Below are 14,420 nucleotides of genomic sequence, written 5' to 3'. Positions count from 1 at the left end.
TGAGCCGTCTTACGGTCAAGCTGGAACGACGTATTTTACAATTTTGCATAGATCATAACTATGTCAGATACATATAACTATAGTTACCCATTATCTTTTTTCGTCCCTAAGGTAACTAAAATTGAAATAAAAAATAATCTAGTAAGGTTTAATTTCTTAAATAATCACGTTAAACGAATACATATATCCCGAATAGAGTATGCTTTCGTACGAATTTAAGGAATGTATCTAACGGAATTAATATTCAACTTGACAAAACTTCATAACTATTTCGATGTCTAAATAAATGAAGCCCGATTATGTAATTCATTTATTATCCAGAACAAGGGATCGGATCCAAAAACATTTGTCCGAAGAATTCCTGAAACAAGGAATCCAAGATCTTGTCCCTGCCCATGGGGGTGTACTTTTTATTTTAGGCAAAGAAGGGCCGCTTACGATGAGCGAATTGGCGAAATTGTTGGATAGGACCAACTCAACAGTTACCGCTCTTTTGGATAAAATGGAAGAATTCGGTTATGTTAAAAGATCTAAACCTTACGAAGATGAAAGAGTTACTTCGGCAGAATTAACCGAGAAGGGAAAACAAACCTTAGAAAAAGTGCAAAGAGCTTCTAAGGCAACATTAGTTAAGCTCAGTCATAATTTAGAGCAGGGAGAAAAAGAGGAATTCATGCGAATTTTAACTAAAATCCATTCGAATTTCGATATATAACGTAAAAATTTTTTACATTAATATTTCGACATCGAAATAAATAGGAGAACGACAATGTTAGAAGGTAAAACTGCGGTAATCACCGGATCAGCTAGAGGCATAGGTAAAACGATCGCAAGAATGTTCTTAGAGAGAGGGGCAAAGGTCGTCCTCTCGGATCTAGGAGATTCCAATTGTAAGGAAACGGCAGACGAATTAGCAAAATATAATCTTGAGGGAGTTTTCTGGAAAACTTGCGATGTGACTTCTAAAAATCAAAACAAGGAATTGGCAGAATTCGCAATTGAGAAGACCGGAGCTTTGGATATTTGGATTAATAATGCAGGCATCGTTCAAGATGATCTTCTTTTGAGAATGTCGGAAGAAAAATGGGAGAAGGTACACTCGGTAAATTTGAAAGCTGCCTTCTTCGGAATACAAACTGCGGCAAAGTTTATGTTAAAAAAAAGTTCAGGTAGGATCGTAAACATAGGATCCGTTTCCGGGTTTTATGGAAATGCCGGGCAAGCAAATTATTCTTCTGCAAAGGCAGGGCTATTTGCTCTCACCAAATCAGCGGCCAGAGAATTTGCTTCCAGAAATATTACCGTGAACTGTGTTGCTTCCGGTTTTATCAATAATCGTTTTGCTGAACATGTTCCCGAAGAAATTAGAAATTCTATCTTGGATTCCATTCCTTTAAAGATCAAAAGAAATCCGGAAGAAGCTGTCGCCTCTGCAGTTGTATTCCTTTCTTCCGAGGAAGCGGATTGGATTACCGGAGCAACTCTTCGGGTAGATGGTGGAATGTTGATCGGTTTTTAGACCGAATACTCATTTTGTAGTTTTACGAACAGGTAAGAGAAGAATTCAAAAAATTTCTTGCCTGTTCTTTTGTAAGAGGTGACTTAATTCTTTAGATTACCTTCTTTTTATCATATGAATTCTCTTACAAAATATTGCCAATATGTCCTTTCGCTTGCAAGGGACCAAGATCCCGAAAACAAAACCTATCACGATACAGAATACGGTTTTACCTTAAACTCGGATGATGAGTTATTCGGCAGGCTCATTTTAGAGATCAACCAGGCGGGTCTTTCATGGACTACGATCTTACGAAAAAAAGAAAACTTTCGCAAGGCTTACAAAAACTTCTCGATTAAAAAAATCTCAAAGTTCTCCGAAAAAGATTTTGATCGGCTCATGAACGATGCAGGGATCATTCGAAATAGACTTAAAATAAATGCCGCCATTCATAATGCGAATGTGATTATCGGGCTCCAAAAAGAATTCGGAAGCTTCCAAGATTGGTTGAATTCTCATCATCCTAAATCCTTGGAAGAATGGACTAAACTATTCAAAAAAACTTTCGTGTTCGTGGGTGGAGAAATAGTGAACGAATTTTTAATGAGTACCGGATATTTAGAAGGAGCTCATGGACCCGGCTGCCCCATCTATAAGAAAGCTTTAAAATCAAAGCCGGCTTGGAATTCCAAAAAGAGAAAATAGATCGATAACCTGATAATGAAATCTCGTCCTAATTTCGAAACAATCAAAACCATCTCTGAATTCGAGTCTTACTATTGGTACAGAGAAGAGTTAAAAGATATTTGTCTGACTTTAAAAATTTCTTCCAAAGGTGCCAAAGCAGAGTTGGAGGAAAGGTTAAAATCGTATTTAGTATTAGGGAGAGAGAAATTTCTAAAAAAGGAAAAGTTTTTAAAAGGTTCTAGTTCTGTTCGCAGAAAGAATAAAACTGAAAAAGAAATCACTCTCAAATCCAAAATTATTCCGGAAGGAATTCGTTTTGATTCCAAATTCAGGGAATTCTGCAGAGAATATTATGATCTCAAAAAGTTCAGTTTTACCAAGGCAATGGCGGAAGCGGTTCGGGATGCGGAGAAGGTCGGCAATCTAAAACTGTCTGTCCAAGATCTTCTGAAGGTGTACGAAAATCCTCCCAAGGAAGAAAGGCCTGACGATCGTGTTCTAAGATGGAATCGTTTCGTAAAAGATTTTCATTCCGATCCGAAAACTTCTCCGCTCAAAAACAAACTCAATATCGCGGCATTTTTATGGGGAAAGGTTCGAGACAGAGTAGGCAGTAAAAAATTTGATTCTTCTCTTTTGGACGAATTTTCAAAAGACATTCGAAAATTGGAAGCTAAGAGCAATAAGTAATGCTAAATCCGTAATGAAAATCAAGTTTTTCTGCTGGAAGACTCTCCCAAATCATTATAAAATAATATTCGAGCCAAATGAAAGTTAAGTTGTTCTCATTCTCCATTCTATTGTGTTTCGTAATTAGTTTTCCTTTTTTCTTAGGAGCTCAGTCGGAAAGCAAAGTAGTATGTTTAAATTGGGAAAAAGATTTCCCCAAAATAGAATCCAAACTATATCTAGAGATCAGCGGGTTAGAATTGATCCTCAGCCCTCCTACCGGAGCCACAATGAGGAGTAGGAGACCGGGAGAATTAGTGCCGGTTATTCACGGATCTTATAAAACCGAAGGAAACAAAGAAGTACTTATCGAATTTCCATACGAGCCTTCCGATCCTGACGAATGCTCCTTCAATTGTAAGGAACAATCACATACTCTTCGTTCCAACAGAAATCCCGAAGAGGTATTCGATAGTTGTGTTAAATCATGCAGAGGGAATACAAGTTTCAAATACGGCAAGGATAAGTTTAAACTTCATTTGAAATTCAAAATATATAGGGATGAATCGGATACTTTAAGGATAGATTCCGTTTCATATAAAGACCTAAATCCGGTTACTGGAAAATTAGCCTATTCCTTTCCTCATTATTTCGCAGGAGATCTGGTAGAATGTGCTAATTCTATTTGGGATTAATATATTTTAAAAAACTAATATTATCTGTCTAAAGACAAAAGTTCTTTTTCTAAGCGATAGATATGTTTGAAGTCTCCGGACATTCCATACAATTGTAGAGCACCTTGGTAATAAAAAAGAATACTTTCTGAAATTTCCTTTAACTCGGATTCAGTTTTTACCTTTCTTGAGCTCCAAGAGATTTCTTTTAAACAAAGTTCGAAATCCTCGACCCAACGGTTCAATGCCACTTTTACAAAATCGGAAATCTCAGGTTCATCGTGGGTTTGGTTGGATAAATTCGCATAAGGACAGCCGTAAATATACGTATTTTTCAAACCCCTTCTCAGCATCTTCATCCAAGACTTGATAAAGTCCGAATATTTCTTTTCTCTTTTTGCAATCCTTTTAACAAAACCTAATATAGCTTCTTCTTGTTCCAGAAGATAAGCCTTACCCAGATCCCTTTTTGAAGGAAAGTGAATATATAGACTCTTCTTAAAGGCTCCGGCTTCTTCCAAAATTTCGTTTATTCCGGTATTTGGATAACCTTTGGAATAGAATAATTTAAAAGCAGCTTTTAAGATCCTATCCTTGGCTGGATCTTCTGATCGAATTAAGTCCTTTTGGATTCTCATCTTTTTTTTCTCTTCTGATTATAATTGTGGTAGACTGATTTGTCTACCACAATTTATTCTGGAATCTGAGGAGTAGACCACTTTGTCTACCGGAGGCTTTTAATGAGGCTCATGGAAAAAACGGATAAGATTATCACATCTTTCGCCATCCCCGTTCGTAAATCGGATATAGACGTAAACGGACATGTAAACAACGGGACCTACCAAAGTTATTTCGAAGAAGCAAGGATCAAAACCTTCCAACTCTTAAAAGAAGAAGGGGAAACAATTTTAAGTTCGGATCGCTTAATAGTTCGCCTATGCGAGATAGAATACAAAGCAGAACTCAAATATCCGGAAGATGCAGTCGTTACTACGGATATTCTTCATTCTGATCCTGAATCCACAGAGATTATGCAGGAAATTTTCCGTTCCTCCGATTCTACATTGGTCTGTAAGGCAAGATTCGTATTGAGCCTTTTTGACGATTCGGAAGAAGTTTTCTATTCTGAAGAAAATTATCCGTATGCATTCTATCATCCGATCAGCGTAGGCTGGGCAGAAATGAACCCGGACGGTAAAGTAAATCTAGAAACCATCCAGTATTATCTAGACGACGCAAGGATCCGTTCTTCTTATCAATGCGGATTGGATCTACATGCATTGCAGGCAAAAGGAATCGGCCCAGTAGTCTACAAAGCAGAATTAAAGTATTTCGATTCAATGGGTTTTCCAGATGACTTTGTGATAGTAACCGTTTATCAAAAAGCGGAAAAGAACAGATTGGCATTCCGTCATGATGTGTTCTCCAAAAAGACGCAAAAATTAATCCTAAGTTCTTTAGTGAACGGACTCTTTATGGATCTAAAAAGAAAAAGACCTCACCAATTCACCGAAGAAGAAATGAAAATGATCTTTAGCGTGAAAAATAAGCCGATCTTTGATTGAATTTATGATTTGAAATTTCTCTAACGTAAGGAGAGGGTATCTTCGATGAGATTCGAACATTGGAGCCCTCTCCATTTTATTATTCTTTTTCTTACTGCGTTCCTTGGTTTTGCTCTGCCCTACTTCGGCAAGAAGTTCGCTTCCTCTAAAATCAAAAACACGATCGGTTACACACTTGGCGCCATTCTTCTTTTAAACTATTGCGTTTATGTAATATATAGGATTAATTCAGGCTATTGGCAGATACGTTATGATTTGCCTATGGAATTTTGTAATTGGTCTGCAATCGTAACTTCTCTGGCACTTTTTACTCGAAATAGAACCCTTGCTGAACTTTCTTATTTTTGGGTGATCGCAGGTTCTATGCAAGGAGTGATCACCCCGGATCTTTCCGTAACATTCCCTCATATTTACTTTTTTATATTCTTCATAGCTCATTCCGGTTTGGTGATTTCGGCGCTTTATGTTGTATTCGGTTTAGAGTTAACCCCCAGAAAAGGAGCGGTGCTTCGGTCTGTTCTTTATAGCCAGATTTATGTTGCCGTTGCCTTGGTAGTAGATTTCGGGTTGGACGCAAATTACGGATATATGAGAGAAAAATCCGCAGCAGGTTCTTTAATGGATTATTTAGGTCCTTGGCCTATTTATATACTTTGGCTGCAAGGCCTGGGAACGATCTTATTTACTCTATTATATCTTCAGTTTTGGAAGAAGAATGCCAAAAGTTAAGACGCGAACTATAGGTACTTATTGTAAATCGCAGTAGCGGCGGCCATGCAATAGCACGACGTTGCTTAGATTATTCGGACTCTATTTTTTCTACCGCATCTACTGGAATGATCAAATTCCCATCGGGTCTTATTACAACGTAGAAGCTATCTTGCTGATAGATCACTCCTCTTTCCGTAGACCCGTCTTTTAAATAAAGAATACGAATTTCTTGAGAGAGTGTATTTGAAGCACCAGGAACGCCTGGAGTACCAGGGGCTCCCGGACCTTTACCGTTTAAGATATCCGTGATAGATGCCTTATCTACCTTCTTGACCAACTCCATCAGTTGTTCTCTTTCTTTCAGATCCTTTGGTGGGAAACGGACCATACTCGCAAACTTTCTTTCCAGATCTGCTTTTTCGTCCGGAAGTATTTTTTTGAGAGAATTCTTAAGCTCTTTAGGAGATATTAGGAACGGATCCTTTGGAAGAGAATCCACATGAGGTTTTAGACTTTTGATTAGAGTTTCATCAAGTTGAGCGCTAGGCTGGGACTTTTTACTGGCCTTGATCGAATCTTCAATCTTCTTTAGGCCTTTCATTCTTGCGGGTGAGAATCCTTTCCAAGCAAGCTGTTGTCCCGACTCTATCGTTAGTTGCTGTTTATCAAATAAGATCGGATATTCTTTTGCGAGTAGAGCAATTTCTTCTTTGGTCAACCAACTAGAAACAGATTCCCAAAAGATCGCGCCACCAGATTCTAATCTGACTTTTCCTTCTAATACTTTTACGGAGAGAGAAGAGTCAGCTTGTCCTTTATTGACCGAAACCTTAGTTCCTTCTAAAATCAATTTGAAATCATCAGAACCGATAGAAATACTTTCTGCATCCTTAGGACCTTGGCTATCCAGAAGAATAGTACCGTATCCAAGAGATACATGGATCTCTTTTTCTTTACGTTCCGCAGTGAAGTCTGTATCAGGGAGAGCTCTAAGAGACACGCTCTTTTCTCCTTCTAACTGGACATCACATAGGGAGGATTTTCCGGATACGATCCTTTTGCCAGATACATCTTCTCCGGCCTGAGAAGTTTTACCCTCGATAGAACAATCTCCATACGAGTAAGTGAACTTATCTAAAGTAGCTTCTCCTTTTTTGATTTGAGAACCCTTATAGAAGTATATTCCAAATATTGCAAATACCAAAGCCGCAGCTGCGAAATAGATCGCCGGTTTAAGGAAAGGGAGGACTTTTTTAGAAGAAGTCTGAGGAGAAAGGTTTTTTAACTCCTGAGACGCACTAGACGTTCTGAGTTGTGATTGGATCTGGGTAATTTTTCGGTATTCTGCTGCTCTTTCAGGTTCCTTTAATACAATCTCCAAAAGTTGTTTTTTCCCGGCAGCATCAAGCTCACCAGAAAGATATAACTCTAGCAAGTCTTCGAAACTATTTGACTGTTGGGTATCTAATGCCATCTTATAGTCCGATTCCTTCTGCTTCAAGATGCGTTCTTAATATTCTGAACGCACTAAGCAAACGACGACTAACGGTTCTCTCAGAAATTCCGAGAGCATCCGCAGTCTCCTTGAGAGTTTTCTTTTGGATTTCCTTCAGTAATATTATACTCTTTTCAGGCTCAGGAAGACGGGAAACCCCATCTTTTAACGCTAAATTAAGAGAATTTTTCTCTAATTCCAGAGGATCCTCATGATTGCCCCCTGAGAGCTCCGGAAAGTTCTCTACATTAATTGAGACGTTCCCCGTCTCCTTCTTTGTACGATTGAAATGTTTAAAATATAGGTTTTTAGCGATCGTGCAAGACCAAGAGGAGAAACTTCCTCTTTCGGAATCGAAACGATCCATGACTTCATAAGCCTTTAAAAATGTCTCTTGAGTCAAATCTTCGGCAATTTCGGGATTTCCTGAGAGTTTAAGCAGGAAATGATACACAGTATTTTTGCAGGACTCGTATAGAGTAATGAATTCCTGTTGGGAAAGACCTTGCATTTGTAGTTCAGTCGGGCCGAAAAAAAGGATTTCTGCTAATTTTTGGGATATTCCGATTCTGCGGAAGCAGAAAAAATAAGGCCCTCGAAAATCGAGAGCCTTACCTTTTTAGATTACGTGACGGTTTCCCCGCCAGGTAATTTTAGCGCAAGAACTGGAACTTTTCGTTATCAGTCCAAGCACAAGGCCATTGGATCAAGAGACCTCCGTCTCCAGTCGCGCCACCAGCAATATCCAAACATTGGCTGCTATGTTTTGCTTGAAGAGCAAAGAATCCGTCTCCATAAGAGAGCAGTTGGAATCTTTGGTTGTTTCCCCCACCGCAAGAATATTGAATCACATTCATTCCTGCTGCAGTAGATCCTCCCTTCACATCGAAACATTTGCCGCTATGTTTTGCGATAAACTTGAAGTATCCGTCACCTGTGGATTCGAGTGTCCATCTTTGGTTATCTTGGCCTACGTTTGTCCATTGGTAAAGATTTACTCCGTCAGCAGTACTGATGCCTGGAACATCGATCACTTTGCCGCTATGTTTTGCCGAGATCGCTGAATACTCAGAACCATTTGGATCGTTTACGAAAGGAATGTTTCCTCCCACGGAAGATTTACCACAACCGTCAGATCCGCAACCCGCGTTAGAACGCCAGTCTCCTCTTTCCATTGGGTGTCCAATTCCGTCGAAACATCCGCTTCCTTGGCAATTCATCCAGCTCGGAGCATCTCCACCTCTTCTCAATCGAACAAGGTTGTTCCAAGTGTCTTGATGATAGTCGTTTCCACCTGGATTTCTGAAATCTTCGAAGTATAAACATCCGCCGGATCCACCGTCATCATGGAAAGATCCATGTGCGTTTTTACCAACGTATGCAACCGGGTGAGTACCGTTCGCTACTTCAAAGTTACCAGCTTCTTTAGAATACCAGCCGGAGTGTTGAGACCAAGCAACTCGTTTCATTTGTCCGTTCACTACTAGGACGCTCATTCCTTCCCAGTCAGCCGCGTGGCTTCCAAAACTTAAGAAACAAGTACTTTGCCAAGCATAGAAGAACCAGTATCTAATCAGAACTGCATTCGTTCCAACAAGAGAAGTTTCATAGAAAATAGGAACTTGGTTATTTGAAATTGTAGAATAATCTTTATTACAAAGATCTTGTGGAGCAACTCCAGCAGCTCTTTGAGTGTAATAAGTCTGAGGATCACTAGTAAAACATTTTCCAGAATCTCCGGAACCTGTAGTAGTCTCTTGATCGAATCTCAAACGAGGTGCAAATTGTTGTGCAAGTGCATCCTGATCAACATTTGGTCCACCGTTATCAGCTTGGCAAAGATATAAACTCATACTATCGCAATAGCGACCGTTACAACTTGCACCAGCGATATACATAGATTCAGGAGCTACGAATTTTCCACCGTCTTCTTCAGAAATCCCGGAAGTCCAATAACATCCCGTTCTAACACCGTTATTGTTTAATTGAGAACATTTTAAGGAAACGTTATCACAATAACTTCCGGAACATTTGATACCGGTCACGAAAGCATTATTATCACAAACACGATAATTGGTACCTTCTTCCGAAAACCAATCTGTCCACCAACTATTGGTTTGAGTGTATCCGGATTCGCTTGCGAGAAGGTTTACATCATCGCAATAACGGCCGCTACATTTCAAACCGCGAGTTAAGAAAGTAGGTCCTGTTTCAATTGGGTTTGCACCATCAGTGGTCCAATTCAACCAATGTGGAGGAAAAATCTCGTTATGAAAATAAGTGCTGGCTGTGCTAAGTAACTTAGATCCATTTCCGCTTTTAGAAGGAAGAAGACTAGAAAGAATTCCTAGCTCCGCTCCGTTCGACGAGGACTTATCGCTACAAGCCACGAATGACCCGCCGAGAAGTCCGATGATTACCAGAGTATATACACCCCGGATGATGATTCTCTTCATTATGATCCCTCTTTAGTTTTAATGTGGAGGTTTTATGTATTTAAACGACAAGGTAATATAAGCGTCTTAATTCTCACTTATTTTCGAAGCGAGATTATATAATTTCTGAAATAAATAAAATTTTTATTTATTAAGCTCGTTCGATTATAACGAGTAAAGTTTGTTCTATATTTTATAAAGAAGAAGGATTGAGTTACTAAAGGGATGTATTAAGACTTGCGACCTTTTTTCTTTGGAGAAGCAGCTTTTAGATTTTTAAGATCTGAGTCTTTACTCATTCGGATCAATTGTGGTCCCATAAATTTTAGGAATTCTTCTAAGAAGCTAACAAAACCTTTAGAGCCTCTGTTCTCGCTTATGAATATCAAGATCCTACGAATTGCAGGATCTTCTGTTAGATCGCCTAATGCAGTTTCATGTATATTCTTCTTATCCTTATCTAGAAATGCTTTTAGCTCCAAACGAAAGAATAAGCAAAGATTGATAAAATCGTGAGTAAGTAGTCTGGATTCTCCCCTTTCCATTTTTCCTAGAAGGTTAGGATTGAAAGGAACTCCATATTCTTTTTTAAGAGCGTCTGCAAGTTCCTTGAGGGAAAGACCCTTCTCCATCCTGCAATATCGAAAGACGTCGCCTATTTTAATATAAATTGATTCGATGGAGCCGTTTTCCATATTTTGGACGTCTAAAAACGTTTAGAATAGAATAAGATCTGCAATGCTGCTCTGCTTCGAATCGAATTCTTTTTCTTCGGATTGACTTGGCTCGATTTACGGTGAATTTTTTATTCTAGAGTATTTTAATTACTTTTAAGTATTTTTTATTCTCATCATTACTTTTGTATTTTTTTAAAGAGTTGTTCATTCCCTAAATCTTAGGGATTATTTCTTTCCTGGGAAAAATTTCGGACTCCAGAATTAAAGATTCAAAATTTGGTTTGGAGCTTTGTTGTATAATTAGAATGGAAACAAATACAAAAGAACTAGACCGTATTATCTCTCATCCTTCCATCTGCGGAGGCAAACCGGTTATCCGGGGAACCTCGATCCGAGTTTTAGAAATATTAGATATGATTTTTTTAGGATTCGGATACCGTGAAATCCTGAACGAATATCCGAATATTAAGGTTTTGGATATCGAAGCTTGTCTGGAATATGCTTCGAAAAGATTACATTCTCCGATATTAGATAAAGCGAATCGAGAACTTCCGAAAGAATTTGCATCTTCGGAATTACAAGACAAAGATCGGAAAGTTTCTTAAGAGCCCAGATTAGGCTCTTAAAGTTTACGAAGCGAGCTATAGTCGCTGTGCTTCCTGAAGCTCGCGAAGCGAGCTATAAACAGAAGGGTCGGAAGATTAGAGCCTTTCTCCTAAGATCGGTCCTCCGACTTTTTGCATCATTCTTTCTTTAGTTAAGATTAGGTCCTCTCTATTATCGGCGGCCATCTCCGCAGGACCATCCAAGTAGATCGCACCTTTAGGGCATGCTTCTTCGCACATCCCACAGAATATACAACGTAATAAGTCTATCTCGAACTTTTTAGCAAACTTATCTTCCGGATGAAGATGTTGAATCTCAGGAGTTACATGTCCTGCTTCTATCTTAATAGCGTCTGCAGGGCAAATCCACATACAACAGAAACAGCTGGTACATCTTTCTCTGCCTATCTCATCGCGTTTCATGGTATGCATCCCACGGAAACGAGGAGAGAACTTTCTTTTCTTTTCAGGGAATTCTAATGTGACTGCACCCTTTAGAAAAGCTGCTTTAATAAAATGTTTTAAAGTAATCCATAACCCATTCGCAATGGAATAGGAATATAACCTTTGGTACCAAGCGGGTTTATGTTTTGCCGCTACATTAATTACATTAACGGTTCCCAACTGCTGCCTCTCTAAGGTTAGAACGTAATTCTAACGTTTTCTTTTCCAATAAAGAGAAAATTTCCGCAGAGCTTGATAAACCTTTTGGTGCTTCCATAGATTTATTGAAGTTCTGGGACCATCCCTTCTTATTTGTAAAACTTCCGCTTTGTTCTGAATAGGCTTTGATCGGCACGGAATATTTTGCTTTAGTCGCATCTTCCGTAAGATTCGTTTCTAAGATTACAATAGATTCAGAAGGAACGCCAGCCAAGATTTCGGAAGCTTTTTCTTTAATTACAAAGATCAGATCGAATTCACCCTTAGAAGCTGCCGAACGAATGGAATCAATTCCTTCGGCAGAAATAAAGCCTGCTTCTACTGCACCCTTAGTGTTCGGTCTTTTATCAGTCGTGTACAAGAAATCGACTTGTTCAGGTTCTTTATATTGTTCGGAACTTACTCTAGCTTCGGTTACGACTGCAACGCCAAGTTTGGATAAAGATTCTTTAATAGATTTTAAGTTCTGATCCGACTCGTGAGCTCCACCAATCACAGCGATCTTTTTGGATTTTGAAATTTTTTCAGAAATTTCATCTAAAACAGTACTGCTGATACTTGTTTCTCCATTTTTATAGAAAGAGAATAACCGATTTGTATTCAGCCAATCCACATCGAATCGTCCTTTATCACAAAGGAAATATTGGTCCTTCTCCTCATCTATACGAGGCATATAGCGGAACATTTTATTGTCCCGTACATTTGTATAAGTTTTACAACCTGTGCTACAGCCGGTACAAACGGATTCTTCCGATTTGTACCACCAGACTCTCGATTTAAATAATGTTTTATTATTTAATAATGCTCCGACCGGGCAGATATCAGCAAGCGCACCTTGGTAGTTGTGATTGATAGGTTCTTCTTTTGCAAGACCTATGATGGAATGATATCCTCTTTCGAATAGCCCAAGATTGGACTCTCCCACCATTTCTTCTTCAAAACGAACACAGCGATAACATACGATACAACGATTGTGATTGATAATTAAATTAGAACCGATCTCTTCTTGAGGAATATTCCTTTTTTCTAATGTGAATCTTGAATTTCCTTTCCCTTCTTTAAAGGAATTATCTTGGAGTTGGCATTCGCCGGCCTTATCACAGACGGGACAGTCTAATGGGTGGTTTGCGAGTAGGAATTCCATCGTTCCTTCTCTTGCTTCTTTGACTCTATCGCTTTTCGTGACGATAGAAAGTCCTTCGGTGACCTTAGTATTGCAGGCAACTTGTAAACGGGGAATCCCTTCTATCTCGATGAGACACATGCGGCACATGCCCACCACGGATAATTTAGGATGATAACAGAAAAACGGAATATCCACTCCGGCATCTTTAGCGGCGGATATCAGATTTTTTTTCTCGTCGACCTCGTATTCGATCCCGTCTATCTTTATCTTGACCACTCGAACCTCCGTTTTTCTAAACAAGCCAGGCGCCAAATCTCAATGGAAACGTACTATTCCAAGTTGGCAACCCGTTTCTAGATCGCAAAGATATGAGAGCCTGTCTCAGATTCTTGAAGCCACTTCAGACTGAGAGACGAATCAGAGTTTTAAATCTCTGTAATAATCCGGAATTTTGGCCCATTTCTGAAACCACTGAGGATTCATCGCCCTTTGGTAAAGATACGCATCTACTAGAACCAGGTTTATCGCAGCTTCCACAATCGGAACTGCTCTTGGAAGAACGCATGGATCGTGACGACCCTTTGCTTCCAAAGTAGTTTCTTTGCCTTCGATATTTACAGTATTTTGTTTTTTGAAAATAGTAGAAGTAGGTTTAAAAGCAGCCCGGACCACCAAAGTTTCTCCGTTAGAAATCCCACCTTGGAGTCCTCCGGAATTATTTGTACGGGTGCGAACTCTTCCACTTCCTTCTTCCACATAAAACTCGTCATTATGAGTACTTCCGGTTAGAAGAGTTCCAGAAAACCCCGAACCCACTTCGAAACCTTTGCAGGCAGGAATGGAAAGAATAGCCTTTGCTATGTCGCCATCCAGTTTATCGTAAACAGGATCTCCAAGACCTGGAGGAAGATTATAGGAAGCGGAGCGGATGATCCCGCCTACGCTATCGCCTGCTTCTTTCATTTCGAGGATGAGAGAACGCATTTTATCCGCGGCCCGGGAGTCTGGGCAACGAACTTCGTTTACATCTACTTCTTCCCTGGTTTTAGGATAATTGATTTCCGCAATTTCGGAAGAGATGGTTCCGATTGTGTCTACCCAAGCGACTGTTTTTATACCTAGATCGTCTTCTAAGATCATTCTAGCAATCGCACCGGCAGCTACTCTCGCAATCGTTTCTCTAACGGAGGATCTTCCTCCTCCTACGTGAGCACGGAATCCGTATTTAGTCTGATATGTATAATCTGCATGAGAAGGACGGAATGTTTCTCTTAAATTTTCGTAATCTTTAGAGATCGTGTTCTGATTGTTTACGATCAATGCGATCGGACTTCCGATCGTTTTTCCTTCAAAAACACCGGAGAGAACTCGAACCGTATCCGATTCGTCCCGAGGAGTCGTAAGATTACTTTGTCCGGGTCTTCTTCTGTTTAAATCCTTTTGGATTTCTTCCAATCGGATCGGAATTCCTGCTGGAACTCCTTCTACAACAACTCCCACGGCTTCGCCATGAGATTCTCCGAACGTACTGACTTTGAATATTTTACCCCAACTGGAAGGCATACAGTACCAGAAAACAGGAGACCACTAACGGAAGAAAGTAGGATTCGAATAT

General features: G+C 39.5%; 16 protein-coding genes. 8 read left to right on the top strand and 8 right to left on the bottom strand.

Features of this window, described 5'->3' with window-relative positions; genetic code table 11:
* Positions 1-286: 286 nt before the first annotated feature.
* From CH365_RS06980 to CH365_RS06960, 5 genes are all read left to right on the top strand, one after another.
* A complete protein-coding gene (locus CH365_RS06980) occupies positions 287-715 on the top strand; it encodes a MarR family winged helix-turn-helix transcriptional regulator (protein WP_100767848.1) in 429 nt (142 codons plus the stop codon).
* A 54-nt stretch (positions 716-769) separates the two neighbouring features.
* Positions 770-1,519 (top strand): glucose 1-dehydrogenase, encoded by a 750-nt coding sequence (locus CH365_RS06975; protein ID WP_100767847.1) that lies wholly within the window; start codon positions 770-772, stop codon positions 1,517-1,519.
* 114 nt (positions 1,520-1,633) lie between these two features.
* Positions 1,634-2,203: a DNA-3-methyladenine glycosylase I gene (locus CH365_RS06970; RefSeq protein WP_100767846.1), complete on the top strand. Its 570-nt coding sequence runs from the start codon at positions 1,634-1,636 to the stop codon at positions 2,201-2,203.
* A 15-nt stretch (positions 2,204-2,218) separates the two neighbouring features.
* Complete coding sequence (locus CH365_RS06965; RefSeq protein WP_100767845.1) at positions 2,219-2,875, top strand: SAP domain-containing protein; 657 nt, start codon at positions 2,219-2,221, stop codon at positions 2,873-2,875.
* A gap of 77 nt (positions 2,876-2,952) precedes the next feature.
* Entirely contained in the window at positions 2,953-3,549 is a 597-nt protein-coding gene (locus tag CH365_RS06960) for a hypothetical protein (RefSeq protein ID WP_100767844.1), read from the top strand.
* A 20-nt stretch (positions 3,550-3,569) separates the two neighbouring features.
* Here the strand turns inward: CH365_RS06960 and CH365_RS06955 are convergent, their stop codons facing one another.
* On the bottom strand, positions 3,570-4,166 hold the full coding sequence (locus CH365_RS06955) for a TetR/AcrR family transcriptional regulator (protein WP_100767843.1): 597 nt from the start codon (positions 4,164-4,166) through the stop codon (positions 3,570-3,572).
* Between the two features lie 102 nt (positions 4,167-4,268).
* On the opposite strand from CH365_RS06955, the gene CH365_RS06950 reads away from it, so the two are divergent.
* Positions 4,269-5,093 carry an acyl-CoA thioesterase gene (locus CH365_RS06950; protein ID WP_100767842.1) on the top strand — a complete coding sequence of 275 codons (825 nt, stop codon included), beginning with the start codon at positions 4,269-4,271 and terminating at the stop codon, positions 5,091-5,093.
* 45 nt (positions 5,094-5,138) lie between these two features.
* Positions 5,139-5,822, top strand: a complete 684-nt coding sequence (locus tag CH365_RS06945; RefSeq protein WP_100767841.1) for a YwaF family protein — start codon at positions 5,139-5,141, stop codon at positions 5,820-5,822.
* A 70-nt stretch (positions 5,823-5,892) separates the two neighbouring features.
* Here the strand turns inward: CH365_RS06945 and rsx are convergent, their stop codons facing one another.
* From rsx to CH365_RS06925, 4 genes are all read right to left on the bottom strand, one after another.
* Positions 5,893-7,278, bottom strand: a complete 1,386-nt coding sequence (gene rsx, locus CH365_RS06940; RefSeq protein ID WP_100767840.1) for an LIMLP_03685 family anti-sigma factor — start codon at positions 7,276-7,278, stop codon at positions 5,893-5,895.
* 1 nt (position 7,279) lies between these two features.
* Positions 7,280-7,810: an RNA polymerase sigma factor gene (locus CH365_RS06935; protein WP_100767839.1), complete on the bottom strand. Its 531-nt coding sequence runs from the start codon at positions 7,808-7,810 to the stop codon at positions 7,280-7,282.
* 142 nt (positions 7,811-7,952) lie between these two features.
* Positions 7,953-9,644 carry an RICIN domain-containing protein gene (locus CH365_RS06930; protein ID WP_100767893.1) on the bottom strand — a complete coding sequence of 564 codons (1,692 nt, stop codon included), beginning with the start codon at positions 9,642-9,644 and terminating at the stop codon, positions 7,953-7,955.
* A 320-nt stretch (positions 9,645-9,964) separates the two neighbouring features.
* The gene (locus CH365_RS06925; RefSeq protein ID WP_244283019.1) at positions 9,965-10,429 is read right to left on the bottom strand and encodes a helix-turn-helix domain-containing protein; all 465 of its coding nucleotides are present in this window, start codon (positions 10,427-10,429) and stop codon (positions 9,965-9,967) included.
* 287 nt (positions 10,430-10,716) lie between these two features.
* On the opposite strand from CH365_RS06925, the gene CH365_RS06920 reads away from it, so the two are divergent.
* Positions 10,717-11,016: a DUF433 domain-containing protein gene (locus CH365_RS06920; RefSeq protein WP_100767838.1), complete on the top strand. Its 300-nt coding sequence runs from the start codon at positions 10,717-10,719 to the stop codon at positions 11,014-11,016.
* A gap of 96 nt (positions 11,017-11,112) precedes the next feature.
* On the opposite strand, the gene CH365_RS06915 is transcribed toward CH365_RS06920, so the two are convergent.
* The 3 genes from CH365_RS06915 to aroC form a co-directional block, all read right to left on the bottom strand.
* Positions 11,113-11,640, bottom strand: a complete 528-nt coding sequence (locus tag CH365_RS06915; protein WP_100722294.1) for a NuoI/complex I 23 kDa subunit family protein — start codon at positions 11,638-11,640, stop codon at positions 11,113-11,115.
* Positions 11,627-13,081, bottom strand: a complete 1,455-nt coding sequence (locus CH365_RS06910; protein WP_100767891.1) for an NADH-quinone oxidoreductase subunit G — start codon at positions 13,079-13,081, stop codon at positions 11,627-11,629. Before CH365_RS06910 ends, CH365_RS06915 begins: the two co-directional genes overlap by 14 nt.
* A 141-nt stretch (positions 13,082-13,222) precedes the next feature.
* Positions 13,223-14,368: a chorismate synthase gene (gene aroC, locus CH365_RS06905; RefSeq protein ID WP_100767837.1), complete on the bottom strand. Its 1,146-nt coding sequence runs from the start codon at positions 14,366-14,368 to the stop codon at positions 13,223-13,225.
* Positions 14,369-14,420: the final 52 nt, after the last annotated feature.

It is taken from the genome of Leptospira neocaledonica (genome assembly GCF_002812205.1).
GTDB lineage: Bacteria > Spirochaetota > Leptospiria > Leptospirales > Leptospiraceae > Leptospira_B > Leptospira_B neocaledonica.
This window is presented reverse-complemented; position numbering and strand designations above follow the sequence as displayed.

Excerpts from the sequence above, each read along its gene's own strand:
- CH365_RS06980 (WP_100767848.1), top strand. The coding sequence starts at position 287 with ATGAAGCCCGATTATGTAATTCATTTATTATCCAGAACAAGGGATCGG.
- CH365_RS06975 (WP_100767847.1), top strand. The coding sequence starts at position 770 with ATGTTAGAAGGTAAAACTGCGGTAATCACCGGATCAGCTAGAGGCATA.
- CH365_RS06970 (WP_100767846.1), top strand. The coding sequence starts at position 1,634 with ATGAATTCTCTTACAAAATATTGCCAATATGTCCTTTCGCTTGCAAGG.
- CH365_RS06965 (WP_100767845.1), top strand. The coding sequence starts at position 2,219 with ATGAAATCTCGTCCTAATTTCGAAACAATCAAAACCATCTCTGAATTC.
- CH365_RS06960 (WP_100767844.1), top strand. The coding sequence starts at position 2,953 with ATGAAAGTTAAGTTGTTCTCATTCTCCATTCTATTGTGTTTCGTAATT.
- CH365_RS06955 (WP_100767843.1), bottom strand. The coding sequence starts at position 4,166 with ATGAGAATCCAAAAGGACTTAATTCGATCAGAAGATCCAGCCAAGGAT.
- CH365_RS06950 (WP_100767842.1), top strand. The coding sequence starts at position 4,269 with ATGAGGCTCATGGAAAAAACGGATAAGATTATCACATCTTTCGCCATC.
- CH365_RS06945 (WP_100767841.1), top strand. The coding sequence starts at position 5,139 with ATGAGATTCGAACATTGGAGCCCTCTCCATTTTATTATTCTTTTTCTT.
- rsx (WP_100767840.1), bottom strand. The coding sequence starts at position 7,278 with ATGGCATTAGATACCCAACAGTCAAATAGTTTCGAAGACTTGCTAGAG.
- CH365_RS06935 (WP_100767839.1), bottom strand. The coding sequence starts at position 7,810 with ATGCAAGGTCTTTCCCAACAGGAATTCATTACTCTATACGAGTCCTGC.
- CH365_RS06925 (WP_244283019.1), bottom strand. The coding sequence starts at position 10,429 with ATGGAAAACGGCTCCATCGAATCAATTTATATTAAAATAGGCGACGTC.
- CH365_RS06920 (WP_100767838.1), top strand. The coding sequence starts at position 10,717 with ATGGAAACAAATACAAAAGAACTAGACCGTATTATCTCTCATCCTTCC.
- aroC (WP_100767837.1), bottom strand. The coding sequence starts at position 14,368 with ATGCCTTCCAGTTGGGGTAAAATATTCAAAGTCAGTACGTTCGGAGAA.